The organism is Gordonia sp. w5E2, assembly GCF_036540975.1.
Taxonomy (GTDB): Bacteria; Actinomycetota; Actinomycetes; order Mycobacteriales; family Mycobacteriaceae; genus Gordonia; species Gordonia jacobaea.
In genome coordinates this window covers 4,237,824-4,263,080 of sequence record NZ_CP144213.1, presented here as the reverse complement: position 1 = coordinate 4,263,080, position 25,257 = coordinate 4,237,824, and the positions used below count along the sequence as shown (strand labels likewise).

Here is a 25,257-nt window from a genome sequence, read left to right as displayed (position 1 = left end):
GACACAGTAGGTGGATGATCCGCGGCAGGGGGGAACGCGACTACGGCTCGGTCCTGCTCGGGTCGGCGAGTGACGGTCCAACCAAACGGCGCGTTCGTATCCAGACGATCCTCACCGGGTCGATCGTCCTCTCCAATTTCGTCGGTGCTGTCGTCACCATCTCGCTGTCGTCCGTCGGCATCCCCGAACCGTCGACGTTCGCGCCGGAGATGTGGTGGATCAACTACATCGCGGTGCCGATCTACGTGGCGCTCGCCTTCGTCATCGGAATCGGCTGGGGTACCTACACCATCACCCGCGACCTGCGCTGGGCGATTCGACGACAGCCGCCGACCGCGGCCGACGCACGCCGGACGAGGCGCGTCGCGGGCAGGCTGCTGCGACTGCAGGCCGCGCTCTGGCTCGGAGCGGTCGTGATGTTCACCATCATGTACGGGATCCAGAGTCCGATGCTCATCCCGAAGATGTTCTTCGTCATCGGGTTGTCGGGTGCCGTGGTCGTCGGTGTCACGTACCTGTTGATCGAGCTCGCGCTCCGGCCGGTGTCCGCGGATCTGATCAGTGCGGGTTACCGACGTCGCAAGCGTTCCGGCGTGCTGTCTCGCGCGGTGGTCGCGTGGATCGTCGGGTCGGCAACGCCGATCGTCGGCATCCTGCTTCTGGTGTCCTTCGGGGCGTTCCGCCAGGACACCAGCAAGCTCGACCTCTTCGTCGGTGTGTTCGTGCTCGCGGTGATCTCACTCGGTACCGGGCTACTCCTGACGTGGCTGACCACGACGAGTGTCACCGGTCCGCTGCGGAGTGTCCGCAACGGGATGAACAAGGTGCAGGCGGGCAATGTCGACGTCGACCTCGTCGTCTACGACGGCACCGAACTCGGCGACCTGCAGGTGGGCTTCAACTCGATGGTCAGTGGCCTGCGTGAGCGCGAGCGGATGCGAGATCTGTTCGGCCGCCACGTCGGTCGTGAGGTTGCCGAAGCGGCGTTGAGCTCCGACCCCGCACTCGGCGGAACCGAACGCACGGTCGCGGCACTGTTCGTCGACGTGATCGGTTCGACGACGCTGGCCGCCGAACGATCTCCGACAGAGGTCGTGGAGATCCTGAACCGCTTCTTCGCGGTGATCGTGCGGGCCGTCGAGCAACAGCGCGGACTGGTCAACAAGTTCGAGGGCGACGCCGTGCTCGCCATCTTCGGTGCACCGATCGACCTCGACGACGCCGCGGGTGCCGCGCTGTGCACAGCCCGCGAGATCGCTCGGGAACTCGAGCGTCGGGTGCCAGAACTGTCCGCGGGGATCGGGGTCGGCTTCGGGCCCGCGGTCGCAGGCAACGTCGGGGCGATCGAACGGTTCGAGTACACGATCATCGGCGACCCGGTCAACGAGAGCGCGCGGTTGTCCGAACTCGCCAAGCGCGATCCCCGTCGACCGCTGGCGTCCGGACGAACCGTCGACGTCGCGAACGCGCGGGAAGCCGCCCACTGGGAGGAACAGGAGACGACCTCGCTGCGTGGGCGTACCGAGGAGACGCGCGTCTACGCCGCGGTGGTCGACGACTGACCGTTACGCCTCGCGGTCGTTGACGCCCTCGGCGAAGTCGAGGCGACGCAGCGCGGTACGCAGCACCTCGTCGTCGATGTGCCCGGCGTCGCGCTCGTCGATGAAGACTCTTCGTTGGATCGCAAGCATCTTGCTGCGCATGCGGTTTCCGGCTGCCGTCGGACTCTCGCCGATGTCCTCTGGGCCGCGCCCGAGCTCCTCCCAGGCCGTATTGCGTTGAGTGGTAATCCATTTGCGAAGCATCGCCACCTGGAGATGTCGCGGGTCGTGTTCGCCGATGTCTGCTGCCATCGTGTCGAGGTAGGCCTCGGCCTCGCGTGATGCCCGATCCTGGGCTGCCGCGTATGCGAGCCGGTCGGAGGCGGCGTCGTCGTCGTAGACGCCGAGTCGGCGGATCACCCACGGCAGGCTGACACCCTGGATCAGCAGGGTGCCGACGACCACCACGAAGGTCAGGAACAGGATCTCCGCGCGGGCGGGGAACGGTTCGCCCGACTCGGTAGTCAGGGGGATGGAGAACGCCGCGGCAAGCGAGACGACGCCGCGCATGCCCGACCACCCGACGACGAACAACCACGACGGTTTGGGTGGAGGTTCTCGTCGTCGAACTCCCGGCAGCAAGCGGGAGGCGTAGGTGAACAGATACACCCACGCGAATCGCACCAGGATCGTGGCGATCAGGACCATCGCGGCGTCGAATGCGATGTGGAGCCAGGATTGTCCGGCGAGGCCTCGGATGAGATCGGGCAACTGCAGGCCGATCAGCAAGAAGACGAACGCTTCGAGAAGTGCGTCGATCGATTTGCGCACGGCTTCGTCCTGAAGTCGTGTCGCGTAGCCGACACGGACCGACCGCTGCCCGATGAACAGTCCCGCGACGACGACGGCGATCACGCCGGAGGTGTGCAGTTCCTCGGCGACGAAGTAGGTCGCGAACGGCACCATGAGCCCGATGGCCGTCTCGATCGTCGGGTCGGTCAGCCAGTCGCGGACACGGAACACCAGGTAGCCGATCAGCAGGCCGATGACCACACCGCCGATCGCCGCGAGCAGGAAGGTCTCGATGCCGTCCCACACCGACGTCGTCGCACCGACCGCGGCTGCGAGCGCCACCCGGAGGGCGGTGAGCGCGGTCGCATCGTTGAGCAGGCTCTCGCCGCCGAGCAGGGTCATGATCCGACGCGGAAGCCCGACCCTGCGCCCGATCGCCTGGGCAGACACCGCATCGGGCGGCGCGACGATGGCACCGAGGACCAGCGCGGCGGCCAGCGGAAGATGCGGCACCGACGCGTAAGCCACAAGGCCGACGACCACCGCGGTGGCGAGTGGAAGCCCGATGGCAAGCATGCCGATCGCACGACGATTCGCGCGGATCTCCTGGTACGAGCTGTCTTGCGCCGCGGAGTAGAGCAGTGGCGGCAGAATGACGAACAGCACGAACTCGGGGTCGAGTTCGGCCGCGGAGAGGCCGGGTATCCACCCGATCGCCAGCCCGGCGAGAACCAGAACCAGGGGCGCCGACAGGTTGTAGTGCCGTGACAGCGCTGCGATCACCACCGACAGCACTCCGACGAGCAGAAGAGAAGCGCTCACTGCGCAAACCTAGCCCTAGTTGGCGACTTTGACGCGACGCCATCGGGGATAGCGGACCGTTGGGGATAATGGAGGGTATGCGTTTGTTCGGTCGATCCCGTACCCGCGCCGGTGACCCCCGTGGTGAATCCGGTGGTGTCGAGGCCAGATGTCCAGAGCTCGCGGAGATCGGGGTCGACCCGGCGGCCGACCCGGGTCCGTCCCGCGGCGACATCAGTGTGTGCGAGGACTGCATGCAACTCGGTGAGCAGCACTGGGCGCATTTGCGGATCTGCCTCGAGTGCGGCCACGTCGGCTGCTGTGATTCGAGTCCACGCAAGCACGCGACGGCCCACTTCCACGACGTCGGCCATCCCGTCATGCGTTCGGCAGAGCCGGGCGAGGTCTGGCGATGGTGCTACATCCACGAGGTCATGGGTTGACCACGGTCTGATGGGTTGAGGCGGCGGTCTGGTGCGCGGGGATGAGTTCGAGTGAATGAGTACCGGGGAGATGGGGCGCGTCGGCGCAAATCCGGCACGTAGGATTGCTCCTATGACCTCGATCAACGGGAGTAGCGCGGACGACCACGCCACCGGCGCGGCGACACCTGATGTGTCGCCCGCGCAGCCGACCGTGGGGCCGCCCGACATCATCGGCACGCCACTGTCGCCGAACGCCACCAGGGTGATGGTGCTCGGCGCCGGAGAACTCGGCAAAGAGCTGATCATCGCCTTCCAGCGATTGGGCGTCGAGGTAATCGCTGTCGACCGTTACGCGGGTGCGCCCGGGCAGCAGGTCGCGCATCACGCCGAGGTGATCGACATGACCGACGGCGATGCGCTGATCGGCCTCGTCGAGAAGTACTCGCCCGCGTACGTCGTCCCCGAGATCGAAGCCATCGCCACCGACGCCTTGGCGACCATCGAGCGCCGCGGCCTCGCGGAGGTCATCCCCACCGCTTCCGCGGTGATGGCGACGATGAACCGCGAGGGAATTCGACGCCTCGCCGACGAGGAGCTCGGCCTGCCGACGTCGCCGTACCTGTTCGCGGGGTCGCACGACGAGCTGACCGTCGCTGCCGAGCAGGTCGGGTATCCGTGCGTGGTGAAGCCGGTGATGTCGTCCTCGGGTAAAGGACAGACCGTGGTGCGCGGTCCGGAGGACGTCGACAAGGCATGGGAGACCGCGACGACCGGCGGACGGGTTGCCGGCGAGCGTGTCATCGTCGAGGGCTTCATCGAGTTCGACTACGAGATCACCCTGCTCACGGTGCGAGCGATCGACCCGGCGACCGGCCGGCTGGTGACGCACTTCTGCGCGCCGATCGGGCATCGGCAGGTCAACGGCGACTACGTCGAGAGCTGGCAACCGCACGAGATGAGTGCCTTCGCGCTGGGTGCCGCGACCTCGATCGCCGCACGCATCGCAACAGCGATGGGCGACGGAAACCTCGGTGGCCGTGGCATTTTCGGCGTCGAACTGTTCGTCAAGGGCGACGACGTGTACTTCTCCGAGGTCTCACCGCGCCCGCACGACACCGGACTCGTGACCATGGCGACGCAGCGTCTCTCGGAGTTCGAGATGCATGCCAGGGCGATCCTGGGCCTGCCGGTCGATGTGACGCTTGCTTCGCCGGGTGCGTCGGCCGTCATCTACGGGCAGCTCGACGAGAAGGGAATCGGGTTCGAGTACGTCGCACAGGCACTTGCCTTGCCCGAGACCGACATTCGACTTTTCGGCAAGCCCGAGAGTTTCCGCCGTCGCAGGATGGGCGTGGTCACCGCAACCGCGGACGACGTCACCACCGCGCGTGAACGCGCCGTGCGTGCCGCGTCGATCGTCACACCCGTTCCCGGCAGGCCGGCTCGACGCGGCGTCGTGGTGCCGCTTCGTGCTCCCGGTCCGCCCGCGCCGCCGAAACCGCCTGTGGGGCAACGTCCTCAGCCGGCCGCGCAACGCCCGCCGGCTGCACAGCAGCGCCCGCAGGCAGCAGGGCAACGCCCACCGGCTGCACAGCAACGTCCCGCGGCAGAACAACGTCCGCCCGCGCCGGAACAGCGTCCCGCGGCTGGGGCGCAGCGTCCGCCGGTGGCCGGACAGCGACCGCAGCAGCCCGCGCCTCGCCCGGTGCGGCAACCCGCGCCGCACCCCGCCGCGCCGAATGGTCGCCCGGTGACGCCCGGTCGGTCGTCGAGCTAGCCCGAACCTTCAGCTGGGGGTCAGCTCGAACGGTCACCTGCGGACGAGCCGACTTCGGTTCGCGCACTGCGGGTTCCGATCGGAATGATCAGCGGGTCGCCGTACACGGGGTCGGTGATGACCCGCGCGTTCAGCCCGAACGCGTCGTCGAGGAGTTCTTCGGTGATGACCTCATTGGGAGTGCCCTGCGCAACGATCTTTCCGGCCGTCATCACGAACAGCGAATCGCTGTAGCGGGCAGCGAGATTCAGATCGTGTAGCACCATGACGACGGTTTTGTCGTGTTCGGTGCGCAGCGAGTAGACGAGGTCGAGTACCTCGACGGAGTGTGCGAGGTCGAGGTAGGTTGTCGGCTCGTCGAGCAGGAGAAGGTCGGTGCCCTGCGCGAGCGTCATCGCGATCCACACGCGCTGGCGCTGACCGCCGGACAATGCGTCGATGTGCCGATCGGCCAGGTCGGTCGTCCCGGTCATTTCCAACGCCGACGCCACTGCGGCCTCGTCGTCGGGAGATGCCTGCTGGTACCACTTCTGGTGGGGGAACCGGCCACGGCCGACGAGGTCGGCGACGGTGAGTCCCTCTGGCGCGACGGGATTCTGGGGGAGTATCCCGAGCTTGCGTGCGACCTCTTTCGGCTTGGTGTGGTTGATGTCGGAACCGTCGAGAAGCACGACGCCTTCGCGAGGGTGCAGCAGGCGCGACATGGCACGCAGCAGCGTCGACTTGCCACATCCGTTGGGGCCGATGATCGTCGTGACCGCGGCGTCGGGGATCTCGACGTCGAGACCCTCGATGACGACGCGGTCGTCGTAGCCGACGCTGAGTCCTTGGCCGACGAGTCTGCTCATACTGTCGCCTTCCGTGACATCGAGATCATGAGATAGATGAGGAACGGTCCGCCCACTGCTGCGGTGACGATGCCGACCGGAAGTCCATTGGGAAGTATCGTGCGGCACAACAGGTCACCGGCGAGGACGAGGATCGCCCCGATCACACCCGCCAGCAGCGGCGTCGGGACCGGTGTCCTGGCCAACCGCATCCCGATCTGCGGCGCGAGCAGGGCGATGAACGCGATGGGGCCGGCTGCCGATACTGCCATCGCGGTCAATCCGACCGCGACGAGCAGCACCGTGGTCGACACCGCGGTGGTGCGCACTCCGAGCCCACGCGCCATGTCCTGGCCGAGCGACAGCGCGTCGATCTGGCGGGACATCATCGTGATCACGACGATGCCGAGTACGACGGCGATCGCGACGGGCCATACGCTCGACCAGGTCGATTGGGACACCGACCCGACGAGCCAGACCTGTGCGCGGGCAACGTCTTTGATGTCGGCGCGGGTGAGGAGGAAGGACGTCAGGGCCTGCAGCAACCAGGTCACGCCGACGCCGATCAGCACGAGTCGGAGCGGGTTGATGCCGTGGTTGGCCTTACGTCCGGGCCAGGCGAGCACGTACATGACGATCGCTGTCACGAGACCGCCGATGAGCGCAGCGGCGGGGACACCGACGCCGGCGAGCCATGCGCCCCAACTGTTTGCGAAGGCGATGGCGGCGACAGCGGCGGCACTCGACCCTGCTGTGATGCCCAGAATGTCTGGCGTGGCAAGGGGATTGCGCGCAATCAACTGGCTCAGTGCGCCTGCCGTACCCAACGCGAAACCGACCAACACCGAGACCAGTGCGCGTGGAAGGGAATCCGAGAGCACGACGACGTTCTCGATGCGCGTGCCGCCACCGAGGAGAATGCGCGCGACGTCGAGCGGTGTCAGCGGATAGTCGCTGACTCCCACACTCAACAGGAACAGCAGCAGCATCAGTGCGAGTCCGGTGAGTGTCACCGCGACCATGCGGGGACGCACCACCCACGACGACGGACCGATGCGGACGACGAGGCGTCGGCGTTCGGGAGTCGGTGCGGCCGTGGTCTCGGGCTTGGTCTCGGTCGTCATACGTTTGTCAGCTTCTGTCGGCGGACCATGGCAATAAGGAACGGCGCCCCGACCATCGCGAGGACGACGCCGACCTGGACCTCGCCGGGGCGGGCGATGACTCGTCCGATGACGTCGCAGACCAGCATGAGTGTCGCGCCGATGAGTGCCGAGTAGGGGATGATCCAGCGGTAGTCGGGTCCGGTGAACGCGCGGGCGATATGCGGTACGACCAGTCCGAGGAACACGATGGGGCCACAGGCGGCGGTCGCCGCCCCGACGAGCAGGGTGATCGCAGCGATACCGACAGCACGGATCACCAGCACGCGTGAGCCGAGCGCTGTCGTCATCTCGTCGCCGAGGCTCAGGATGTTGAGGAAAAACCCGCTCGCCAGAGCGAGGACCAGTCCGGCGACGATGAACGGCAGCGCCGCCCAGAAGATGTCGATGCCGCGCCCGGACGTCGAGCCGACACTCCAGAACCGCCAGGCGTCGAGCGAAGCCGTATCGGAGAGAACCACGGCCGACGTGATCGCCGTGAGCATCGCCGAGAGTCCGGTTCCCGCGAGGATCAGCGTGACCGGACCGGTACCGGTGAGTGCCGAGACGCCGAAGACCGCGCACGACGCGACGATGGCGCCGAGTAGGCCGAATCCCATGAACGCCATCGGCGAGGAGATCCCGAGTACGTAGACCCCGCACACCACAGCGCACGCGGCGCCCGCGTTGACGCCGAGCATGCCGGGATCGGCGATGGGGTTGCGGGTGTGTCCCTGCGTGATCGCACCCGCTGCGCCGATCGCCAGACCGCAGAGCAGTCCGAGCACGGTTCGCGGGATTCGCAGATCCCAGACGATGCCCGCGACGTCGTCGGGCTTGCTGACCGATGGTGCGCGCAGGTGGATGATCGAGTTCCAGATCTGGCTGACACCTGAGGTGAACGCATCCCAGGTTTGCGCAGGTGGGACGTTGCGTGTGCCGATGATCACCGACGCGACGACCGCCGCGGCGAGGACCGCAACGATCACCAACAAACCGGATATTCGACGCACGAAGGGCAACCTTACCTGAGTCGCGATGTCCGTTATTCGGTCCAGGTCGGAGTCGCACGGTGAAGCCCTGGAGCGATGTCACAGAGTGATTGCTGAACGGGCAAGATGTTCAGCGCCGGTAACAAGTTCCTGTGAGTTTCCGATAAGCATGTTCAGACGGGACGAACCGTCGGGGTGAACGTCCACAGTCGCATCCCGGTGCGTCGACAGCTCGCAGGTCGGTACACGCACGACGAAACACGTGAATCAGGAAGGTCTACGACATGAAGAGGTCTGTGAAGCGCTCCATCGCCGCGGTTGCCGCCGCCAGCGGTATCGCCGCCGGCTCCATCGCTGCTGCTACACCCGCCCACGCCGCCGATCCCGGCGATCTCGCGCTCTTCGGCGGAGTCAACTGCTACTTCAAGGGCTGGGGACCCACGTGGGACAACCTACCGGGCTGGCGCATGCACCGCTGGATGGGCGTGAAGAACGTCGGCGGATCGACCATGACCAACGTGAACGTCACCGAGTTCGGTGGCCCGACGAAGAAGACCGCGATCAAGGGTCAGCCCGCGGGTGTTCTGAAGCCGAACCAGTTCTACATGGCATCGGAGACCACCTGGCGTAGCTGCTTCCCGTCGTCGATCTCCGGGTACACCATCGGAGCCCAGACCGAGAACATTCTCAACAACGCGGGCTTCTGGTGGAACATCGACCAGCAGAAGGGCGAGAACGGAACCGCCCCGAACACGCAGAAGGTTGCGCCGTCGAACAACAACGCGGGTAACCAGGCTCCTCCGGCCGCCGCAGTCACGGCCGCTCAGAACTGATACACCCCGATCGCCCGGCGATCGGTCCCTCTCACATAAAGAACGCCGACCGGAAATCCGGTCGGCGTTCTTTATTGCTGTCTGTCAGGCCTTCTGAACCTTGTGCGGTTCGGATGCGGCGATCATGTCCTCGCGCTCGACGACCTTCACGCGCTCGCGGCCCTCAGCGGCGCCGAGGGCGCGCTCGTGCTCATCGAGGCGGTACCAGCCGTCCCACGTGGTGAACGGGATGTTCTTGGACTCCAGCAGCTCGATGATCGCGTCTTCCGACGGGTTGGCGGGGTCGAGCAGTTCGCCATTACCCATGTCTTCGATGATGCACTCGACGGTTTCGTTGGCGTCGCCCTTGGTGTGACCGATGAGGCCGACCGGTCCACGCTTGATCCAACCGGTTGCGTAGAGGCCGGTGAGGTGGGAGCCGTCGTCGAAGATGCGGCCTGCCTCGTTGGGAATGACGCCCGCCTGCGAGTCGAACGGGATGTGGGGCAGGTTGTCCGAGAGGTAGCCGACGGCGCGGTACACCGCGGTGACGTCCCAGTCCGTGTGCTTGCCGGTCGGCTTGACGTTGCCGGTGCCGTCGAGCTGGGTGCGCTCGGTGCGCAGTCCGACGACCTCGCCGTTCTCGCCGAGGATCTCGATCGGACTCTCGAAGAAGTGCAGGAAGAGCTTGTGGATCGCGCCTTCCTTGGGCTCACGCATCGCGTAGTTCTCGATGATCGTCGCGACCTGGTCGGTGATCTTGGAACCGCGACGGGCGACGGCCGAGCCCTCGTCGTAGTCGATGTCCTCGGGGCTCACGACGACCTCGATGTTGGGCGAGTGGTCGAGTTCCTTGAGCTCGAGCGGCGTGAACTTCGCCTGTGCGGGGCCGCGGCGTCCGAATACGTGGACCTCGACGGCCTTGTTGGACTTGAGGCCCTCGTAGACGTTGGCGGGGATCTCGGTGGGGAGCAGTTCGTCGCCGGTCTTGGCCAGCACGCGCGCGACGTCGAGTGCGACGTTGCCGACGCCGATGACGGCGACCTTCTCCTGCTCGAGCGGCCACTCGCGCGGGAAGTCGGGATGTCCGTCGTACCAGGCGACGAACTGTGCCGCGCCGTAGCTGCGGTCGAGGTCGATGCCGGGGATGTCGAGTGCGCGGTCGTCGGTGGCGCCGGTCGAGAAGACCACGGCGTCGTAGTGCGACTTGAGCTCGTCGAGCGTGATGTCGGTGCCGTAGTCGATGTTGCCGAGCAGACGGACCTGCGGCTTGTCGAGGACCTTGTGGAGCGCGGTGATGATGCCCTTGATGCGCGGGTGGTCGGGTGCGACGCCGTAGCGAATCAGGCCGAACGGCGCGGGCATGCGCTCGTACAGATCGATGCTGACGCCGCGATCCTTGGCGGTGTCGGACTTCATCAAGGCATCGGCGGCGTAGATGCCGGCGGGGCCGGCTCCGACGATGGCAACCCGCAGCGGGCGGCTCTGATCAGTCATAGAGTGTCGTCTACCTCGTGCTCAGGGGTTTCTCGACGCGCCAGGTATGTCGCTGGAGTGCGGCGGAGCGTCGACGCTTATCCCCTCTACGGTAGGCGCTGGGCACCGCTAACCAAAATCATCTGTGAGGGTTACCTCAGTAGTCTCGCTAACTCGTCGGGCGCTTACCCGCTGCTTCGGCGATCGGTGCGACCGCCTGGTCGGCGACCCACGGGACCGTGAGGACCGTCGGCACCGACATCGCGCTGCCGACCTGCTGGTCGAGATAGACGGTTCGGCCCTGCGCCACGTACGCCTGGCGGTTCCACGTCGGATCGGCCTTGAGCTTGGCGTTCGCGCCTGACCAGTCCACCGTGACCACCACGTCCGCTGCGTTGAGCATGTCGAGCCTCTCGGCCGAGATCGAACCGTAAAAGCCGCTGGTGATCGTCGGTTTGAGTGACTCGGGGAAGCTGAGTCCGTAGTCGGCGAGCATCTGCGCACGCCCGTCTCCCGGCCCGTAGATGGAGACACCACCGTCCGTCGACCCGGTGACCACGACACCCGTCTTGCCCTTGAGCTCCGGATGCTGGGCAACCAGATCGGCGACGTGCTTCTTCGACTCGGCGATCTTCTTCGACGCCGCGTCGGGAAGTCCGACGGCCTTACCGATCTCGGTGGTCTGTACGTCCCACGGCACCTGCCAGTCCTGGTACTGGGCGGGTCGCACGATGGTCGGCACGGCCTTGCTCAGAGTGTCGTACTGCTCGCGGGTGGGCGCCGCGCCGACCGCGGTGACCAGCTGCGGGTTGGTCGAGAGTGCCTTGGAGATCTGCGCGCCGAACTCCGCCGACACGTTGGGCAGAATCTCGGGCTTGGCGTCGCCGAGGAGTTCGGCATTCCACGGGGCGCTGCGCTGTGTGGGATCGGCGAACGGAGCGATCGTCGTCGGAGTGATCCCGAGGGCGAGCAGCGTGTCCCCGTCGCCAACTCCCATTGCGGCGACGCGAGAAGGCTGGGTGGAGATGGTCGTCGAGCCGTACTTGTGCTCGATGGTGACCGGCAGTGCGCCGGGTTCGGCTGCGGGTGCCGACGAACCGGCAGAGTCTTCTTGTTCGTCGGGGGCCGAGCATCCGACGAGAACCAGAGTCGACGCCGCGATGGTCGCGAACACGGCGAGCAGTGGGCGGACATGTCGTGAGTGGGGCACGGGGTGGTCCTCTCGTAGATGGCGCTCTTAGGGTTACCTTACGAGATGTGTTGCCGCAGATGTCCGGATCGGGGGTAGTGAAGATCGGATTCGACGATGACTACACTGCCCGGCATGGCCAGCGGTGCACGTGACAGCAAAAACCCCGGTAGCGATCTCGATGCCGACGACGAGCGCCCACGCACCTGGAAAGACGCCTGGCCGTTCTGGGTCGCGTTGGTGATCGTGGTGCTGGCGATTCTCGGCGTCGTGTTGTCCAACGTGCTGCGTCCGGCGGAGGAGCGCGCAAGCGATTCAGGACAGGTCCAGTTCGCGATCAACGACAACTACACCGCCCGCAACAACGTCGACTACGGCAAGTACAAGCAGACAACGTGCGCTGCCGACACGTCGTCGCCGTCGTTCATCTCCGAGCAGGAATTCGTCAGGCAGAACCGGACTTTGGTGGAGTCCAAGGGCCGCATCGTGATTCCGGAGATCACCGACGTGGCGGTCAACGGCGACCGCGCCACGGCAAAGGTGAACTGGCACTACGACAAGACGCCCGACGACAAGCAGACCACCAGCGTCGTCGTGGTCAAGGACGACGGTACGTGGAAGCTCTGCACGAGCTGACGGTTGACTCGTGGATAGAAGTCACTCGTAGATGTAGAAGCCCTCGCCGGTCTTGCGGCCGAGCTTGCCGTCGTCGACGTAGCGCTTGAGCAATTCACGCGGACCGGTCGGCAGGTTCGGATTCTCTGCGGCGTAGTGGTTTTCGATGTCGAGCACTACGTCGAGGCCCACGCTGTCCATCATCGCGAACGGGCCGGTTGGCATGTGCCAGTTGATCTTGAACATCTCATCGATGTCGTGCGGCGTCGACACGCCCTCTGCGACGACTTCGAGCGACTCCCGCTTGATGGCTGCCCAGATGCGGTTGAAGATGAATCCCGTGCTCTCCCTGCGTGCTTCGAACGGGTGGATACCGAACTCGGGTAGCACGGTGAGCAGTGAGTCGAGGACGTCGCGGGCCGTGTCGCCGTCGGACATGAGGTCGACGGCATTCGCCGTCGGCGGCATGTAGAAGTGCATGTTGCACAGACGTTCCGGGTTTCGCACGTTCTCGGTCATCGTCGACGACGCATACGACGACGAGTTGGTCGCGAAGATCGCGTCGCCGTCTGCGGCTGCGTCGATCTCGCCCCACAGTGGGATCTTGATGTCGAGGCGCTCGGGTACGGCCTCGACGACCAGCCACGCACCGGCAACCGCATCTGAGAGGGTTGATGCCGGGATCACCTTTCCCGCAACGCCTTTGCCGATGATCTTCAGCGTCTCGTCGATGGTGTCCTCGACGTACTGAACGGCTGCTTCGCGTTGGTCGGCGCTCTGGTCGAAGATCCGCACCTCGCCGCCCCGGGTGGAGAACATGAGAGCGATTCGACGTCCGAGGGTGCCTGCCCCGACGACGGCAACCGGCCGTGCGTCGATGTCGTCGAGGGACTTCGCGTAATTGCTCATCGCGTGTACTTCTTTCGAGAGATGTTGTGGTGGTGGATGTTCGGTGTCCCCAGGGCCCGGCGTCTCAGAGGCCGGCGATGCCCGTGAACGACGAGTCGGGCAGATGGATGATGTCGCGTACGGTGTGGTCGCCACCGATCTCGACAGACCGGATCGAGCCGCCGAGGTCGCTGACGTAGACCAATCCGGCGTCGGAGTCGACGGCCAGGCCGATCGCCTCGTCGAAGCCGCGCGCGAGGATCTCCGGGGTGGCGCCTGCGTGACCCTTGTCGGGTATCGCCGCCCGGTTGAGCGTGTTGCCCGACGGCGCTGCTCCGCGATCGGTCCAGAAGACTGTGTTCGTGTCGAGGTCCAGGTGGAGGTCGATCGGCTCCGGTAGGTCATGCCACAGCACTTCGATATCCGTTCGGGTGGAAGCGGTTTCGCCCTCCGGGAGGTCGAGGCCTGCGCGCAAGATCTTTCCGCGTCCGCCCTTGCTCGGGCCCTTCTGCGTCCAGTACAGGAACCCGCCGACAGGGTCACTCGCGACACCGACGCATTCCTGTGTCCAGGTGTCGTCGCGGGTGTTGTGGACCAGCGGGGTGAGGCCGGTGCCGTCGGTGGCCACGCGACAGACCGTCGTGCCCTCGCGGTCGCAGAAGTAGAGCAGACCCGCGTCGAAGTCGGCGGTGAGCTGCTTGCCGGTGGTGATGGCGCCGTCGGGAACCAGGTGGGTCTGTCCGGAACCGTCAAGGGCGCAGGTGCGCACTGAGCCGTTCGGAGCGCTGAAATCCCAGGCCTCGTCTGACGCGGTGTCGGCTGTCGCCGCGGCACGGGTGGGCTTGCCCATCGTCGTCCAGTAGATGCGGTCGGGCGTGGTCACGATCCCGTCCGGCATGTAGCCCGTCTCATCGGTCACGGTCTCGACGGCGCCGTCACCGGGATCGACCCGCAGGATGGAGTGGTTGCGGCCATCCAGAACGTACAGATGCTCGAACATGGTGCCTCCCGGTGTGCTCGCGAACAGAGCTCATTTACCTCCACGCTAGGAGCGTCGTGAACGGAAGGGAACGATCGGTTCGGACGCTCCTGTGTTGCCCAAACGGAAATACCAAGTTCGATGTGGAGCGTTGGATATTTCTATGGATGTCATGCACCTGCGGTACTTCCTCGCTGTGGCACGTGAGCTGAACTTCACCAGGGCTGCGGAATCGCTCCACATGTCCGCGCCTCCGCTGAGTAAACGGATCAAAGCGCTGGAGTCCGAGCTCGGCGTCCGCCTCTTCGACAGGTCAACACACCACACCGCACTCACCGATGCGGGTCGAGCATTGATTCCGCTCGCAGAACGGGTCGTCGCAGATCTCGACGCACTACCGTCCGCGGTGCGCGCGACCCAGCACACGGACCTACGGGTTGCCGTTCCGGACGAGCTCACACACGCACAGCGTCGACGTATCTCGGCGGTTGCCGACCAGGTTGACGAGACGCATCGGGTGATCTTCTCCCAGATGCCGTCGCTGGAGATGCCGGAGCAGCTCCTCGGCGGGGAGATCGATCTCGCGATTTCGCATCTTCCCGAACACCATCCCGACCTTGTGGGCACGCTGCTCACGTCGTCGAGAGTCGTGGCCGTCGTCGACGCGTCGCGATTCGCGGGGGCGGCCGCAATCACGACCGCTGACCTGAGGGGAATGACCCTGGTGTCCGGCCCGAGGCACTGGGACCTGCGGTACGGGCCGTACACGCGGCTCCTGCGCGATCTCGGTGTGCTCGTCGACGCCTCGCACCGCTACTCCACGATCTCAGGAATGGCATTGATGCTCCGCGGCGGCGACCGCTTCACCCTGGTTCCGGAGGGGACGGAGTCGATGCGCGCCATCGATCGCAGTGAGTTCACGCTTCTTCCCATCTCCGATCTCGCCATGCCCATGGACACGTGGGCGATCAGGCGCGCCGACAGCGACGATCTCGACGCCGTCGTCGCAGCACTTGCGGTGGACGCGTGAGTGTCGGGGTCCGGTGGGACTGCCGGGGTGGTGGGCTGGGGTCATGGCGAGCCGGGGTCATGGTGGGCTCGGGTCGAAATCACGCCACGACCGGCGCGCGAGTACATTGCTAGGCGACGAAACTCCCGGCCAGCAGTGCGTTCGGGATAGGCGACAACAGAGAGCGGAAGGTGTGCAGGGCATGACCTATGCAGGCGATCTGACTCCCCAGCAGGCCTGGGAGATGCTGGAGACCGACCCCAACACGGTTCTGGTCGACTGTCGCACCACGGCGGAATGGGCATTCGTCGGCGTCCCGGATCTGGAAGTCATCGAGAAGAACGCCGTCTTCGTCGAGTGGAACACCTTTCCCGACGGGTCGCCCAACCAGGCATTCATCGCGGAACTGCGCGATGCGGGTATTCGTGACGACAACGAAGTGATCTTCTTGTGCCGCTCCGGACATCGCTCGATCGGAGCTGCCGAGGCGGCGACCGCGGCCGGAATCACCAAGGCGTACAACGTTCTCGACGGATTCGAGGGCGCACTCGACGAGAACGACCACCGCGGCGCCGTCGGGTGGCGTGCCTCCAATCTTCCGTGGAGGCAGTCGTGAGTCACGAACTGCCAGAAGGCGTTTCCTTCGACACCCTCGCCGTGCGCGGCGGCCTGGCTCGCTCCGGCTTCTTCGAGACCTCCGAGGCGCTCTACCTCACCAGCGGTTACGTGTACGACTCCGCAGAAGCGGCCGAGCGCGCTTTCACCGGTGAGGACGAGCGATTCGTCTACTCCCGCTACGGAAATCCGACGACCGCCATGTTCGAGGAGCGACTGCGCTTACTCGACGGTGCCGAGGCATGCTTCGCGACGGCGAGCGGCATGGCCGCGGTGTTCGTGGCGCTCGGCGCACTGCTGAAGGCGGGCGATCGGCTCGTCGCGGCGCGCAGCCTATTCGGTTCGTGCTTCGTGGTGTGCAACGAGATCCTGCCACGCTGGGGCGTCGAAACGGTTTTCGTCGACGGCGAGGACCTCGACCAATGGGAGCAGGCGCTGTCGACGCCGACCGACGCGGTGTTCTTCGAGACGCCGTCGAATCCGATGCAGACTCTCGTCGACGTCGCGAAGGTGTCTGAGCTTGCTCACGCTGCGGGCGCAAAGGTGGTGTTGGACAACGTCTTCGCCACACCATTACTGCAACGCGGGTTCGACCTCGGCGCCGACGTGATCGTCTACTCGGGTACCAAGCACATCGACGGCCAGGGCCGCGTGATGGGCGGTGCGGTGTTGGGAACCAAAGAGTACATCGACGGTCCGGTGCAGACTTTGATGCGTCATACCGGTCCCGCCTTGAGTCCGTTCAACGCGTGGACGCTACTCAAGGGGCTCGAGACCATGCGCCTGCGAGTCGACGCGTCGGTGGCGTCGGCGTTGCGCATCGCCGAATTCCTCGAGGCCGACCCACGCGTGCGGTGGACCAAATACCCGTTCATCACATCGCATCCGCAGTACGACCTCGCGACCAAGCAGATGTCGGGCGGCGGCACCGTCGTGACGTTCGAACTCAATGACCACGACGGCGTCGACGGCAAGAAGCGGGCATTCGAGGTGCTCAACGCGTTGCAGGTCATCGACATCTCGAACAATCTCGGCGACTCCAAGTCGCTCATCACCCACCCCGCCACGACGACGCACCGCGCGATGGGTCCGGATGGTCGGGCGGCGATCGGGCTCAGCGACTCGGTGGTGCGACTATCGGTCGGGCTCGAGGGCGTCGACGACCTGCTCGGCGATCTGGATCAGGCGCTCGGCTGACTCGTCGCCCGTAGGTCGCGCAGCACTTCTCGAACCATGCGCACCGACGCGTCGTCGAGGACGTTGCCGAACTCGATGACGCGTACCCGCTGCGAGAGCCGGTCGGCGAGTTCTGCTGTCTCGCTGGGGATCACGACGACGTCGAGTCCGGCGAGCTCGTCGTCGGAGGTGTCGTCCAGCATCCTCACGTCTGTGATGCCTGCGGCAGCAAGCGAATCCCGCACGCTCGCCGCCTGATCGGCGGTGTTGTACCAGAGCCCGACCTTCTGCTCGGGCGGAACGTCGGCGATCTGCATGAGCGTGCGGATGTGGGGTGCGACGACGATGGCCACCACCTCGGCGCGATCACTCATCAACCCGCGGACCTGCGCGAGGTGGAAGAACGTGGTGAGTACCAGGTCTGCTGGGACGGCGTCTGGGTCGAAATGGTCGAGTACGAGCGGAGTAACCTGAACGCCGAGCTTCTCGGTGAGTTCGTCTGCGAAGTAGTCGGCGCGGTCGTCGTTGCACTCGACGAAGTACACCCGAGGTGAATCCGCTTGTGTGACAGCGAGATTCAGTGCGAGATCGCCGATCTCGGTGGGGGAGAGCCCGAGCTGGAGGCACTCGTCGACCGCGCGCTGCAGTGTCTCGCGGGCGGTGTCGCGTGCTTCGGACCGCGGCTGCGTCGACGTCGCGGCGAGCACGACCATCCCGCCGCGGCCCCGCGATTCGACAAGCCCGGCCGCGCGTAGGTCGCCATAAGCCCTGGCGACGGTGTTCCGGTTGATGCCGAGATTGTCGGCGAGCATGCGGGAACCGGGTAGGCGGTCGCCGGCGCCGAGTTGGCCCATCTCGATCATGAAGGTCAACTGGGTGACGATCTGCCGATAAATGGGCATGTCAGAGTGCTCGGTGACGCTGATCGGCGGCTGAGGTCCCATCGGGGTCGTGTGCTCCTGAAAGATGAATGTCCTAACCGACTATGCCATAGTTGGATGATCCGCACGACCGATCTGAGGACGACCATGACAGACGACGCCTTCTGGGATGCCGCCCAGCGACACCTGATCCGCTACATCCCCGCGTTCACTCCGCGCATCATCGAACGCGCCTCGGGGTCGTACGTCTACGACTCCGACGGCAACGCAATCCTCGACTTCACGTCGGGTCAGATGAGTGCCGTGCTCGGCCATTCGCATCCCGCGATCGTCGAAGCGGTGTCGAATTCGGTTGCCACGCTTGATCATTTGTTCAGCGGCATGCTCAGCAGGCCCGTCGTCGACTTCGCTTCGCGGCTCTCGACGACCCTGCCCGACAACCTCACGCGCACAGTGTTGTTGACCACGGGAGCCGAGTCCAACGAGGCGGCGATCAAGATGGCCAAGCTCGCCACCGGCCGGTACGAGATTGTCTCGTTCGACCGGTCGTGGCACGGAATGACCTCTGGCGCAGCGGCTGCCACGTTCTCGGCGGGCCGGCGCGGCTACGGCCCCACGCTGCCGGGCAACTTCACGCTTCCCACCCCGAACGCGTACCGCTCGCCGTTCCGCAACTCCGACGGGTCCTACGACTGGGAAGCGGAGCTGGACTACGGGTTCGCGGCCGTCGACACGCAGTCAAACGGCTCGCTCGCCGCGTGCATCGTCGAACCGATCCTGTCGTCGGGCGGCATCATCGAACTGCCCGAGGGCTACCTCGCGCGGTTGCGGCAGATGTGCGACGACCGCGGCATGCTGTTGATCCTCGACGAGGCGCAGACCGGGCTCGGCCGCACCGGCACGATGTACGCGTTCGAACGCGACGGGGTTGCTCCGGACATTCTGACGCTGTCGAAGACTCTCGGCGCCGGGCTACCCGTCGCGGCCGTTGTGACGAGCGCGGAGATCGAAGACCGTTGTGCTGAGCGGGGATTCCTCTTCTACACCACGCATGCGTCCGACCCGCTCGCCGCGACCGTTGCCCTCACGGTGCTCGACGTGATCGAACGGGAGGGACTCGTCGAGCGTGCAGCCAAGCTCGGAGATCAGTTGCGCGAGAGGCTGATCGCGCTGCGCGACGACGTCGAGGTGGTCGGCGACGTCCGCGGCCGCGGGCTGCTGCAGGGCGTCGAACTCGTGACCGACAAGGCGTCGCGCACACCCGCGGATGCGTTGGGCGCCAAGGTGACTGCCGCCTGCCTCGAGCGCGGACTGCACATGAACATCGTCCAGCTCCCCGGCATGGGCGGCATTTTCCGCATCGCCCCGCCGCTCACGATCAGCGACGACGAACTGCACCAAGGCCTCGACATCCTGACCGACTCCCTCGCCGCGTCGCTCTGAGTGCGGGTGGTTCGGCGCGGGGGTGTGGGCTCCACGACGCGGGCACGCACCCACTACCCCGACGTCAGCCGAGCTCGTCGACGCCGAGCGCGCGCAGGACGGTCGCGAGCTTCGCCGACGTCTCGTCGAGCTCCGCCTGCGGCTCCGACCCGGCGACGATGCCGCCGCCGGCCCAGGTGTGGACATGGCGACGGTCGTCGGACAGCTCGAGCGAACGGATCGTCACCATCCACTCGCCGTCGCCCGCGGCGCCCGACCATCCGACGGCGCCCGCATAGAATCCACGACGCTCCTCGTGGGTCGAGATGAACTGTGCTGCAACATCTCCCGGTGTTCCGCACACCGCTGGTGTTGGGCTCAGCAGCAGTGCGAGGTCGAGGGCGGTGATCGTCGGATCGGTCAGCACGCCGCGAATCGGTGTTGCCAGGTGCCACATCTCGCCGGTCGAGACCAGCGACGGCTGGTCAGGCACGTCGAGTTCGCGACAGATCGGCTCGAGCGCGTTACGGAGATGGTCGACGACGAATGCGTGCTCGGCCCGGTCCTTCGTCGAGGCCAGTAGTGCCCGGCCGGCAGCGTGGTCGACGTCGGGGTCTGCTGAGCGCGCCGCCGATCCCGCATAGGGGCGGCACGTCACCTCCAGACCTTGCTTGCGCAGCAATACTTCTGGGCTTGCGCCGACGAGCCATCGAGCTCGCGGGTCGGTGTGCTCGTCGACGCTGAGGTCGACGAGAAACGCAGAGTGATCGGCGTTTCCGTACGCCAGTGCCTCGACAAGTCGATCCGGGTCGACGGGAGGTTCGACGTCGAATTCGACGGCGCGCGCGAGCACGACCTTCGACAACGCCCCCGCGTCGATCTCGTCGATGGCACGTGCGACCCGGTCCCGATGCGTCGCGGCGTCGGGAATCAATGTGACGCGCTCGGCGTGAGCAGGCTCCGGCGCTTGCCCCACGATCGCCGAACCGCTGTGCGTGATGGTCTCGGGAACCAGCAGCGCGGCGTCGTCGGCGGTCGTGAACCCGATCGCCCCGGTGACGGCGCCGATGCGCCCGGACCGCAGCGCCTCGGCAGCCTCGGTGGCGTCGGTGAATCCCGCGGACGCGCCACGCGCTCGAACGGTGCCGTGCGGCCTGGACAGGACGAAGACCTCCGAAGCTGGCATGGATTCACGCTACCGGTTGCGTGGAAGCGCAACCGCGCACAGACCGGCGAGGCCGGCGCACAGAATCGGGGTCGATAAGACGCTCGGCGATCGCACCCTCGGCCGCCTTTCGTGCACGCTGAGTGAAAGTTGACAGCTCAGCGTCGCGTCGGTGATCCTTGGAACAGGTCATGAGTGCCAGCGACAAGCCCCGGCTAGCTGGTCGGCAACCCTCCTCCGCGGTGGGGTGCTCCGGGTGACGACCTGGCCGTGCCCAGGGTGGGTACGGCAAGCGTGGATTCCGAGGAGACTATTCGATGACTGCTGTCGTCACCCGTTCGCACACCGAGTTCTCGCAGGCCAAGGCTGTTTCGCCTGCGCAGACCCCAACTATCGCCCCACTCGCCGACGTCGTCGGCGCCGCCGAATGCGCGCCGCTTTCCGACGGTACGACGGTGCGCTACGCCAACTTCGACTACGCGGCCAGCGCCCCCGCACTCACTGCGGTGGCTGATGCCGTCGCCGACTCGCTGAGCACTTACGCCAGCGTGCACCGCGGCGCGGGACATCTGTCGCAGGTCACGACGCGTCGCTACGAGGAGTGCCGCGAGACAGTTCGACGCTTCGTCCGCGGTCGCGCCGACGACGCCGTCGTGTTCACTCGCAACACCACCGACGCGATCAACCTCGCGGCGCATGTGACGCCCGGCGACGTCGTTGTTCTCGACATCGAGCACCACGCGAACCTGCTTCCGTGGGTCGAACGCAAAGACAAGTGGACACGCATCGTCGAAGTTGCGTCGACCATCGACGAGACTCTCGCGGCCGTCGAGCGCGAACTCGCAACCAAGCCCGCCGCGCTACTTGCGGTGACCGCGGCGTCGAACGTGACCGGCGAGGTCCTCCCGATCTCGCGACTCGCATCGATTGCGCACCGGCACGGCGCCCGAATCCTCGTCGACGCCGCACAACTCGTCGCTCATCGGCCGGTGTCGATCGTCAGTCACGGCATCGACTACCTCGTCTTCTCGGGCCATAAGCTCTACGCGCCGTTCGGCGCGGGTGTGCTGATCGGACGCACCGACTGGCTCGACGCCGCGCAGCCGTATCTGGCGGGCGGCGGTGCAACGGCAGACGTCGACGTCGAGGCCGGTTGCGCGTCGGTGTCGTGGCACACGGGTGCAGCGCGTCACGAAGCGGGATCTCCTAATGTGTTGGGCGCCATTGCGATTGCTGCCGCATGCGACGCGATCACCGACCTCGGACACGAGTGGATCGGCGCGCACGAGGCGTACCTGTGCGCACAACTCGACGCCGGACTCGCCGAGATCGACGGAGTCACCCCCTTGCGTGTCTTCGACGACGGCCTCGAGCGCGTCGGCATCGCAGGCTTCACCGTCGACGGCCATAGCCCGCGCGAGGTGGCGGAGTACCTGAGTTCGGAACACGGCATCGGTGTACGCGACGGAAAGTTCTGCGCGCACCCGCTTCTCGACCGACTCGGTTATCCCGACGGCGCTGTACGCGCGAGCTTCGGACTCGGCAGCTCGTCCGACGACGTCGACCGCCTGCTCCACGCGCTGCGTTGCCTGAGCGATCGCAGCGCCGACGCCCCCGACATCCACCACCGAAAGGCACACTCGTGACGATCCAATCGAGTTCTCCGACAGACGTTCTCGCCGACCAGCTCCTTGCTGCCGACACCGGCGTCATCACCATCGGCCGCCCGGCGCTGCGGGTTGCGATCGTCGGCGACGCCGGTGCCGCCGAACTGCCGATCGTCGTGCGACGTTCGACGCTGCGCGACGCCCAGCGCACTCGCTCGCTACTGCGGGCCGGCACCCGTGACACCGCGAACTTCTCGGTAGCACTGGCTGTCGAGGTTGCGATCGCACCGCATCCGGGGTCGGCGCGCGCGTCTGTCGCCTCGGTGTCGGCTGCCGGCTCGTCGGTGACGTCCGCCGGCGATCCCGCAGAGACCGTGCGCTACGTCGGTACCCCGCACGGCCTGGCCACACTGATCCGCGACATCTACGCGGCAGAGGTCGCCGACGCCGTGCTCATCGTTCCGATCGACGGCTCGGCCACCGAGCACCGCGTGCGCGCAGAGGTGCTGCCGCAGTTCGAGTCTCGCCGCGCTGCGTGATCTCGACAAGCTCGATCAGCGGGTGGGGCTCGATCAGCGGGTAACAAGCTGATCAGCGGGTGGGGCTCGATCAGCGGGCGGCGTAGGCGCGGGCGAGGTCGAGGCGCTGCCACGACTGTGCGCCGGGGCGTTGGTCGTCGAGCGGGTATCCGGCCGGGTAGGCGGTGCGCCGTAGTAGATCGGTTGCTTGTGCGCGGGTGAGTTGGGGGTGTGCGCGCAGCACGAGGTCGACGGCCGTCGGCGGTACGACGAACGCTGCACTCGGCGAGCCGATGCGCGAGAGTCCGTAGGACATGCGCTTGTTGTAGTCGGCCAGTGCGTCGGGTGTGCTGCGGTATGGTGTGTCGCGCGCGATGCACGTTGATAGTACTGCGCGGCAACGCCATTCGAGTTCTGCACGGAGTTCCTGCCCGGCAGCAACGATCAACGGTCGGAACCTGGGGTCGGCGTATCTGTCGGCGACGGCGGCGTCGGCGACCATGCGTCCGGCGATCACGTCGAGCGGGTAGTGCACGCCGAGGACGACGCGGTTGTAGCCGGCTTCGCTGCCGCGCGCGAGGAATTGTGGTGCGAGTTCGGGAATCATCAGTGCGAGCAGCCCGGTGCGGATCATTGCCGACGCGGTGTGCCCGGACGGGTACGACGAGCCGCTGGACTGCACGTCGCTCTTGGACCTGCCGGGCCGGTTGTACACCGTGATGCGGTCGGGTTCGGCCACATACGGACGGTCGTTGTCAGACAGGGCCTTCTCGACCGCCGTGGACGCAGCGATGCCTTGGCCCCGGGCGAATAGTGTGTCGAGCAGAGCCGAGACCTTGGGCAGTCGTTTGTCAGCAAGGGCCTGACGGAAATCTCTACCGAGGTTGGTGCCGAACGCATCCGACATTGTGTAGAGCTGCGTCTGCGACAAGCCGTCAATCGCGTAGCCGTCGTCGAGTGCCCGCTTCTGACGTGCCGGATCGTTCTTCGCCGACTGATTGATCGCCGCGGCCCTGTCCGAGTTCTCGGCGATCGTGTCGGGGTGGTTTTTGCGAATGTCGGTGAAGCTCGAGATCACTGGCCAATAGATGACGTCAGAGCCGTGGACGTCGGACTGGTACACCGTCGCGATCGCACCCGCGGGGAACGGCGTCGGGTTGGGTCGAGGCGGCGCCGCGACGGCCGTGGGTACCTGGGCGCCGAGGAGTGCGCAGGCGGTCAGAGCGGTGGCCGCGACGACGCGCCTGAGCGATCTGACGGGAATGTGGATCGATGACATCGAGTGTTTCCTCACTTGCCCAGGTAGACGGTCTTGTCGGCGCCCGGGTAGGGCTTACCTTCATCGGTGGTGCGGCACAACGCTTTTGTAGCACCCTGTGCGCTCGCGAGCGCCCATTCGGGTGTTGCTTTGAAAGTTCGGAGATCGTTGACGGCACGGCCCCCGTTGAACACGGCGTTGACCGAGACATCCGACAATGGGATGTAGTGGCTGAGTTCGCCGCCGGCACTGAGGTTCTGCAGCACTCCGGCAGCATAGGTCAGGCCAGGGCCGCCGATGATCGGCAGACCCGCCACCTTTTCGAATACGCCGATCAGCTCGTCCTTGTCCTTCGGGACGAATGCGTTGCTGAGGTACACCTTGCGTAGGTTGGCTCGGACGCTCTTGACGCTCGCCGCAAACGACGCCTGTTGCGATTTCGGCAGCGTCGATCCATGCGTCGCGCCGACGTAGACGACGGCCTCGTCCAGGCTCAAGCCTGCCAGCGGGCGACAGTCGTCACTCGACGGACTCAACGACTTCGCGAAGGTGGTCAGCTCAGGGCTGACGTTCACGGCGAAGGCGTTCTTGACCCTTTCCCGTTGAACCGGTTTGGTGCCGTCCCCGGCCGCCAGACACGTGCTGTCTGCCTTGTCTCCGAGGGCGTTTCCGCCCTTCTCGGCCACGGTCCCCGGCAGCTCGACGACCGTTTTCACGATCTTTCCCGCGATGGAGCCGATGATGCTGCTGACGATCGGCACACCGACGGCACCCGAGACGGCCTTCGATGCGACCTCGTCGAGGATGGTCGCGATGTTGCCGAGGACGATCGCGTCGTTTGCCTCGATCCCTACGAGAACGGTCTCGATCGCGTCGTTGAGCGTGATCGAGGAGAGCCGGTAACCGTCACGGTAGGTGCCGTTCTTGATCGACAACACCTGCTGGACCAGCGCATTGGCGCCGTGGGTGGCCTGCACGCCTTGACCTGGACTCACTTCCGACCCGCGCTGAGTGACCACGAGCGTGCTGACGGTGCTGTTGTGCAGTTGCGTGGAGAAGCGGCCGGCGGCGCTGTCGATCGTCGTTGCGGCTCCGGGCGCTCGGGCGTCGAGCGACTTGGCAACGATCGGCACGAGTTCACCGAGTGTCAGTGTGCTACCCGACCTGCATTCGGTGGGGAACGGCGCGGACGGTTGGCCGAGGGGTGCGGCATGCGCGGACGTCGCGCCGACGGCTACCGTCGCGGCCACGGCAACCGCCGTCAGCCCCGCAGCGAGGGCCAGTGTGCGCCGTGGAGTCACGGCGGAGTGCTCGGAATGCATGAGAGTCCAATCGTTGCGGGAAGTCGGC

General features: G+C 66.0%; 23 protein-coding genes and 1 riboswitch. Of the genes, 11 read left to right on the top strand and 12 right to left on the bottom strand.

The features are described from left to right. Window positions 1-14 precede the first annotated feature (14 nt). Entirely contained in the window at window positions 15-1,562 is a 1,548-nt protein-coding gene (locus tag RND64_RS19250) for an adenylate/guanylate cyclase domain-containing protein (RefSeq protein ID WP_049699978.1), read from the top strand. Window positions 1,563-1,565: 3 nt separating this feature from the next. On the opposite strand, the gene RND64_RS19245 is transcribed toward RND64_RS19250, so the two are convergent. Beyond that, window positions 1,566-3,155: a Na+/H+ antiporter gene (locus RND64_RS19245; protein ID WP_049699977.1), complete on the bottom strand. Its 1,590-nt coding sequence runs from the start codon at window positions 3,153-3,155 to the stop codon at window positions 1,566-1,568. Window positions 3,156-3,232: 77 nt separating this feature from the next. Between RND64_RS19245 and RND64_RS19240 the strand changes: the two genes are divergently transcribed. Further along, complete coding sequence (locus RND64_RS19240) at window positions 3,233-3,577, top strand: UBP-type zinc finger domain-containing protein (RefSeq protein WP_049700110.1); 345 nt, start codon at window positions 3,233-3,235, stop codon at window positions 3,575-3,577. 112 nt (window positions 3,578-3,689) lie between these two features. Further along, entirely contained in the window at window positions 3,690-5,336 is a 1,647-nt protein-coding gene (gene purT / locus RND64_RS19235) for a formate-dependent phosphoribosylglycinamide formyltransferase (RefSeq protein WP_331436272.1), read from the top strand. A gap of 20 nt (window positions 5,337-5,356) precedes the next feature. On the opposite strand, the gene RND64_RS19230 is transcribed toward purT, so the two are convergent. From RND64_RS19230 to RND64_RS19220, 3 genes are read right to left on the bottom strand one after another with little or no spacing between them, the layout of a single operon-like run. Further along, on the bottom strand, window positions 5,357-6,184 hold the full coding sequence (locus RND64_RS19230; protein ID WP_049699975.1) for an ABC transporter ATP-binding protein: 828 nt from the start codon (window positions 6,182-6,184) through the stop codon (window positions 5,357-5,359). Further along, a complete protein-coding gene (locus RND64_RS19225) occupies window positions 6,181-7,287 on the bottom strand; it encodes a FecCD family ABC transporter permease (protein ID WP_270484429.1) in 1,107 nt (368 codons plus the stop codon). Before RND64_RS19225 ends, RND64_RS19230 begins: the two co-directional genes overlap by 4 nt. Next, on the bottom strand, window positions 7,284-8,318 hold the full coding sequence (locus RND64_RS19220) for a FecCD family ABC transporter permease (protein ID WP_049699973.1): 1,035 nt from the start codon (window positions 8,316-8,318) through the stop codon (window positions 7,284-7,286). The genes RND64_RS19225 and RND64_RS19220 overlap by 4 nt, the downstream gene beginning before the upstream one ends. 263 nt (window positions 8,319-8,581) lie before the next feature. On the opposite strand from RND64_RS19220, the gene RND64_RS19215 reads away from it, so the two are divergent. After that, complete coding sequence (locus RND64_RS19215) at window positions 8,582-9,130, top strand: hypothetical protein (protein ID WP_270484425.1); 549 nt, start codon at window positions 8,582-8,584, stop codon at window positions 9,128-9,130. An 84-nt stretch (window positions 9,131-9,214) separates the two neighbouring features. Here RND64_RS19215 and RND64_RS19210 read toward each other — a convergent pair whose 3' ends face one another. Both RND64_RS19210 and RND64_RS19205 read right to left on the bottom strand, forming a co-directional pair. Next, the gene (locus tag RND64_RS19210; RefSeq protein ID WP_064867405.1) at window positions 9,215-10,606 is read right to left on the bottom strand and encodes an FAD-dependent oxidoreductase; all 1,392 of its coding nucleotides are present in this window, start codon (window positions 10,604-10,606) and stop codon (window positions 9,215-9,217) included. Between the two features lie 148 nt (window positions 10,607-10,754). Next, window positions 10,755-11,795 carry an ABC transporter substrate-binding protein gene (locus tag RND64_RS19205; protein WP_270484422.1) on the bottom strand — a complete coding sequence of 347 codons (1,041 nt, stop codon included), beginning with the start codon at window positions 11,793-11,795 and terminating at the stop codon, window positions 10,755-10,757. A 114-nt stretch (window positions 11,796-11,909) separates the two neighbouring features. Between RND64_RS19205 and RND64_RS19200 the strand changes: the two genes are divergently transcribed. Beyond that, window positions 11,910-12,410: an Rv0361 family membrane protein gene (locus tag RND64_RS19200; RefSeq protein ID WP_064867409.1), complete on the top strand. Its 501-nt coding sequence runs from the start codon at window positions 11,910-11,912 to the stop codon at window positions 12,408-12,410. A gap of 21 nt (window positions 12,411-12,431) precedes the next feature. Here the strand turns inward: RND64_RS19200 and RND64_RS19195 are convergent, their stop codons facing one another. Together RND64_RS19195 and RND64_RS19190 are read right to left on the bottom strand one after the other, a co-directional pair. Beyond that, on the bottom strand, window positions 12,432-13,298 hold the full coding sequence (locus tag RND64_RS19195; RefSeq protein WP_064867411.1) for a 3-hydroxyacyl-CoA dehydrogenase family protein: 867 nt from the start codon (window positions 13,296-13,298) through the stop codon (window positions 12,432-12,434). 64 nt (window positions 13,299-13,362) lie between these two features. After that, window positions 13,363-14,277, bottom strand: a complete 915-nt coding sequence (locus RND64_RS19190; RefSeq protein ID WP_270484418.1) for a hypothetical protein — start codon at window positions 14,275-14,277, stop codon at window positions 13,363-13,365. A 142-nt stretch (window positions 14,278-14,419) separates the two neighbouring features. Here RND64_RS19190 and RND64_RS19185 point away from each other — a divergent pair, with 142 nt between their 5' ends. The 3 genes from RND64_RS19185 (at window position 14,420) to RND64_RS19175 (ending at window position 17,077) form a co-directional block, all read left to right on the top strand. Continuing rightward, entirely contained in the window at window positions 14,420-15,286 is an 867-nt protein-coding gene (locus RND64_RS19185; RefSeq protein WP_270484416.1) for a LysR family transcriptional regulator, read from the top strand. A gap of 181 nt (window positions 15,287-15,467) precedes the next feature. Next, window positions 15,468-15,881: a rhodanese-like domain-containing protein gene (locus RND64_RS19180; RefSeq protein ID WP_049700108.1), complete on the top strand. Its 414-nt coding sequence runs from the start codon at window positions 15,468-15,470 to the stop codon at window positions 15,879-15,881. After that, the gene (locus RND64_RS19175; RefSeq protein WP_049700107.1) at window positions 15,878-17,077 is read left to right on the top strand and encodes an O-succinylhomoserine sulfhydrylase; all 1,200 of its coding nucleotides are present in this window, start codon (window positions 15,878-15,880) and stop codon (window positions 17,075-17,077) included. The genes RND64_RS19180 and RND64_RS19175 overlap by 4 nt, the downstream gene beginning before the upstream one ends. On the opposite strand, the gene RND64_RS19170 is transcribed toward RND64_RS19175, so the two are convergent. Further along, window positions 17,062-18,000 (bottom strand): GntR family transcriptional regulator, encoded by a 939-nt coding sequence (locus RND64_RS19170; RefSeq protein ID WP_331436271.1) that lies wholly within the window; start codon window positions 17,998-18,000, stop codon window positions 17,062-17,064. The genes RND64_RS19175 and RND64_RS19170 overlap by 16 nt on opposite strands. Before the next feature lie 84 nt (window positions 18,001-18,084). Between RND64_RS19170 and RND64_RS19165 the strand changes: the two genes are divergently transcribed. Then, on the top strand, window positions 18,085-19,380 hold the full coding sequence (locus RND64_RS19165; RefSeq protein WP_331436270.1) for an aspartate aminotransferase family protein: 1,296 nt from the start codon (window positions 18,085-18,087) through the stop codon (window positions 19,378-19,380). A 64-nt stretch (window positions 19,381-19,444) separates the two neighbouring features. Here the strand turns inward: RND64_RS19165 and RND64_RS19160 are convergent, their stop codons facing one another. Continuing rightward, window positions 19,445-20,545 carry an isochorismate synthase gene (locus tag RND64_RS19160; protein ID WP_331436269.1) on the bottom strand — a complete coding sequence of 367 codons (1,101 nt, stop codon included), beginning with the start codon at window positions 20,543-20,545 and terminating at the stop codon, window positions 19,445-19,447. 166 nt (window positions 20,546-20,711) lie between these two features. Continuing rightward, window positions 20,712-20,825, top strand: a riboswitch (SAM riboswitch). Window positions 20,826-20,841: 16 nt separating this feature from the next. Between RND64_RS19160 and RND64_RS19155 the strand changes: the two genes are divergently transcribed. Further along, complete coding sequence (locus tag RND64_RS19155) at window positions 20,842-22,170, top strand: aminotransferase class V-fold PLP-dependent enzyme (protein WP_331436268.1); 1,329 nt, start codon at window positions 20,842-20,844, stop codon at window positions 22,168-22,170. Next, on the top strand, window positions 22,167-22,670 hold the full coding sequence (locus RND64_RS19150) for a hypothetical protein (protein WP_049699963.1): 504 nt from the start codon (window positions 22,167-22,169) through the stop codon (window positions 22,668-22,670). The genes RND64_RS19155 and RND64_RS19150 overlap by 4 nt, the downstream gene beginning before the upstream one ends. Window positions 22,671-22,740: 70 nt before the next feature. Here the strand turns inward: RND64_RS19150 and RND64_RS19145 are convergent, their stop codons facing one another. Both RND64_RS19145 and RND64_RS19140 read right to left on the bottom strand, forming a co-directional pair. After that, window positions 22,741-23,928: a phosphatase PAP2 family protein gene (locus RND64_RS19145; RefSeq protein WP_083444429.1), complete on the bottom strand. Its 1,188-nt coding sequence runs from the start codon at window positions 23,926-23,928 to the stop codon at window positions 22,741-22,743. An 11-nt stretch (window positions 23,929-23,939) separates the two neighbouring features. Then, window positions 23,940-25,229, bottom strand: coding sequence for a hypothetical protein (locus tag RND64_RS19140; RefSeq protein ID WP_049699962.1), 1,290 nt, complete (start codon window positions 25,227-25,229; stop codon window positions 23,940-23,942). Window positions 25,230-25,257 lie beyond the last annotated feature (28 nt).

Excerpts from the sequence above, each read along its gene's own strand:
- RND64_RS19250 (WP_049699978.1), top strand. The coding sequence starts at position 15 with ATGATCCGCGGCAGGGGGGAACGCGACTACGGCTCGGTCCTGCTCGGG.
- RND64_RS19240 (WP_049700110.1), top strand. The coding sequence starts at position 3,233 with ATGCGTTTGTTCGGTCGATCCCGTACCCGCGCCGGTGACCCCCGTGGT.
- purT (WP_331436272.1), top strand. The coding sequence starts at position 3,690 with ATGACCTCGATCAACGGGAGTAGCGCGGACGACCACGCCACCGGCGCG.
- RND64_RS19230 (WP_049699975.1), bottom strand. The coding sequence starts at position 6,184 with ATGAGCAGACTCGTCGGCCAAGGACTCAGCGTCGGCTACGACGACCGC.
- RND64_RS19225 (WP_270484429.1), bottom strand. The coding sequence starts at position 7,287 with ATGACGACCGAGACCAAGCCCGAGACCACGGCCGCACCGACTCCCGAA.
- RND64_RS19215 (WP_270484425.1), top strand. The coding sequence starts at position 8,582 with ATGAAGAGGTCTGTGAAGCGCTCCATCGCCGCGGTTGCCGCCGCCAGC.
- RND64_RS19210 (WP_064867405.1), bottom strand. The coding sequence starts at position 10,606 with ATGACTGATCAGAGCCGCCCGCTGCGGGTTGCCATCGTCGGAGCCGGC.
- RND64_RS19200 (WP_064867409.1), top strand. The coding sequence starts at position 11,910 with ATGGCCAGCGGTGCACGTGACAGCAAAAACCCCGGTAGCGATCTCGAT.
- RND64_RS19195 (WP_064867411.1), bottom strand. The coding sequence starts at position 13,298 with ATGAGCAATTACGCGAAGTCCCTCGACGACATCGACGCACGGCCGGTT.
- RND64_RS19190 (WP_270484418.1), bottom strand. The coding sequence starts at position 14,277 with ATGTTCGAGCATCTGTACGTTCTGGATGGCCGCAACCACTCCATCCTG.
- RND64_RS19185 (WP_270484416.1), top strand. The coding sequence starts at position 14,420 with ATGGATGTCATGCACCTGCGGTACTTCCTCGCTGTGGCACGTGAGCTG.
- RND64_RS19180 (WP_049700108.1), top strand. The coding sequence starts at position 15,468 with ATGACCTATGCAGGCGATCTGACTCCCCAGCAGGCCTGGGAGATGCTG.
- RND64_RS19170 (WP_331436271.1), bottom strand. The coding sequence starts at position 18,000 with ATGGGACCTCAGCCGCCGATCAGCGTCACCGAGCACTCTGACATGCCC.
- RND64_RS19165 (WP_331436270.1), top strand. The coding sequence starts at position 18,085 with ATGACAGACGACGCCTTCTGGGATGCCGCCCAGCGACACCTGATCCGC.
- RND64_RS19160 (WP_331436269.1), bottom strand. The coding sequence starts at position 20,545 with ATGCCAGCTTCGGAGGTCTTCGTCCTGTCCAGGCCGCACGGCACCGTT.
- RND64_RS19155 (WP_331436268.1), top strand. The coding sequence starts at position 20,842 with ATGACTGCTGTCGTCACCCGTTCGCACACCGAGTTCTCGCAGGCCAAG.
- RND64_RS19145 (WP_083444429.1), bottom strand. The coding sequence starts at position 23,928 with ATGTCATCGATCCACATTCCCGTCAGATCGCTCAGGCGCGTCGTCGCG.
- RND64_RS19140 (WP_049699962.1), bottom strand. The coding sequence starts at position 25,229 with ATGCATTCCGAGCACTCCGCCGTGACTCCACGGCGCACACTGGCCCTC.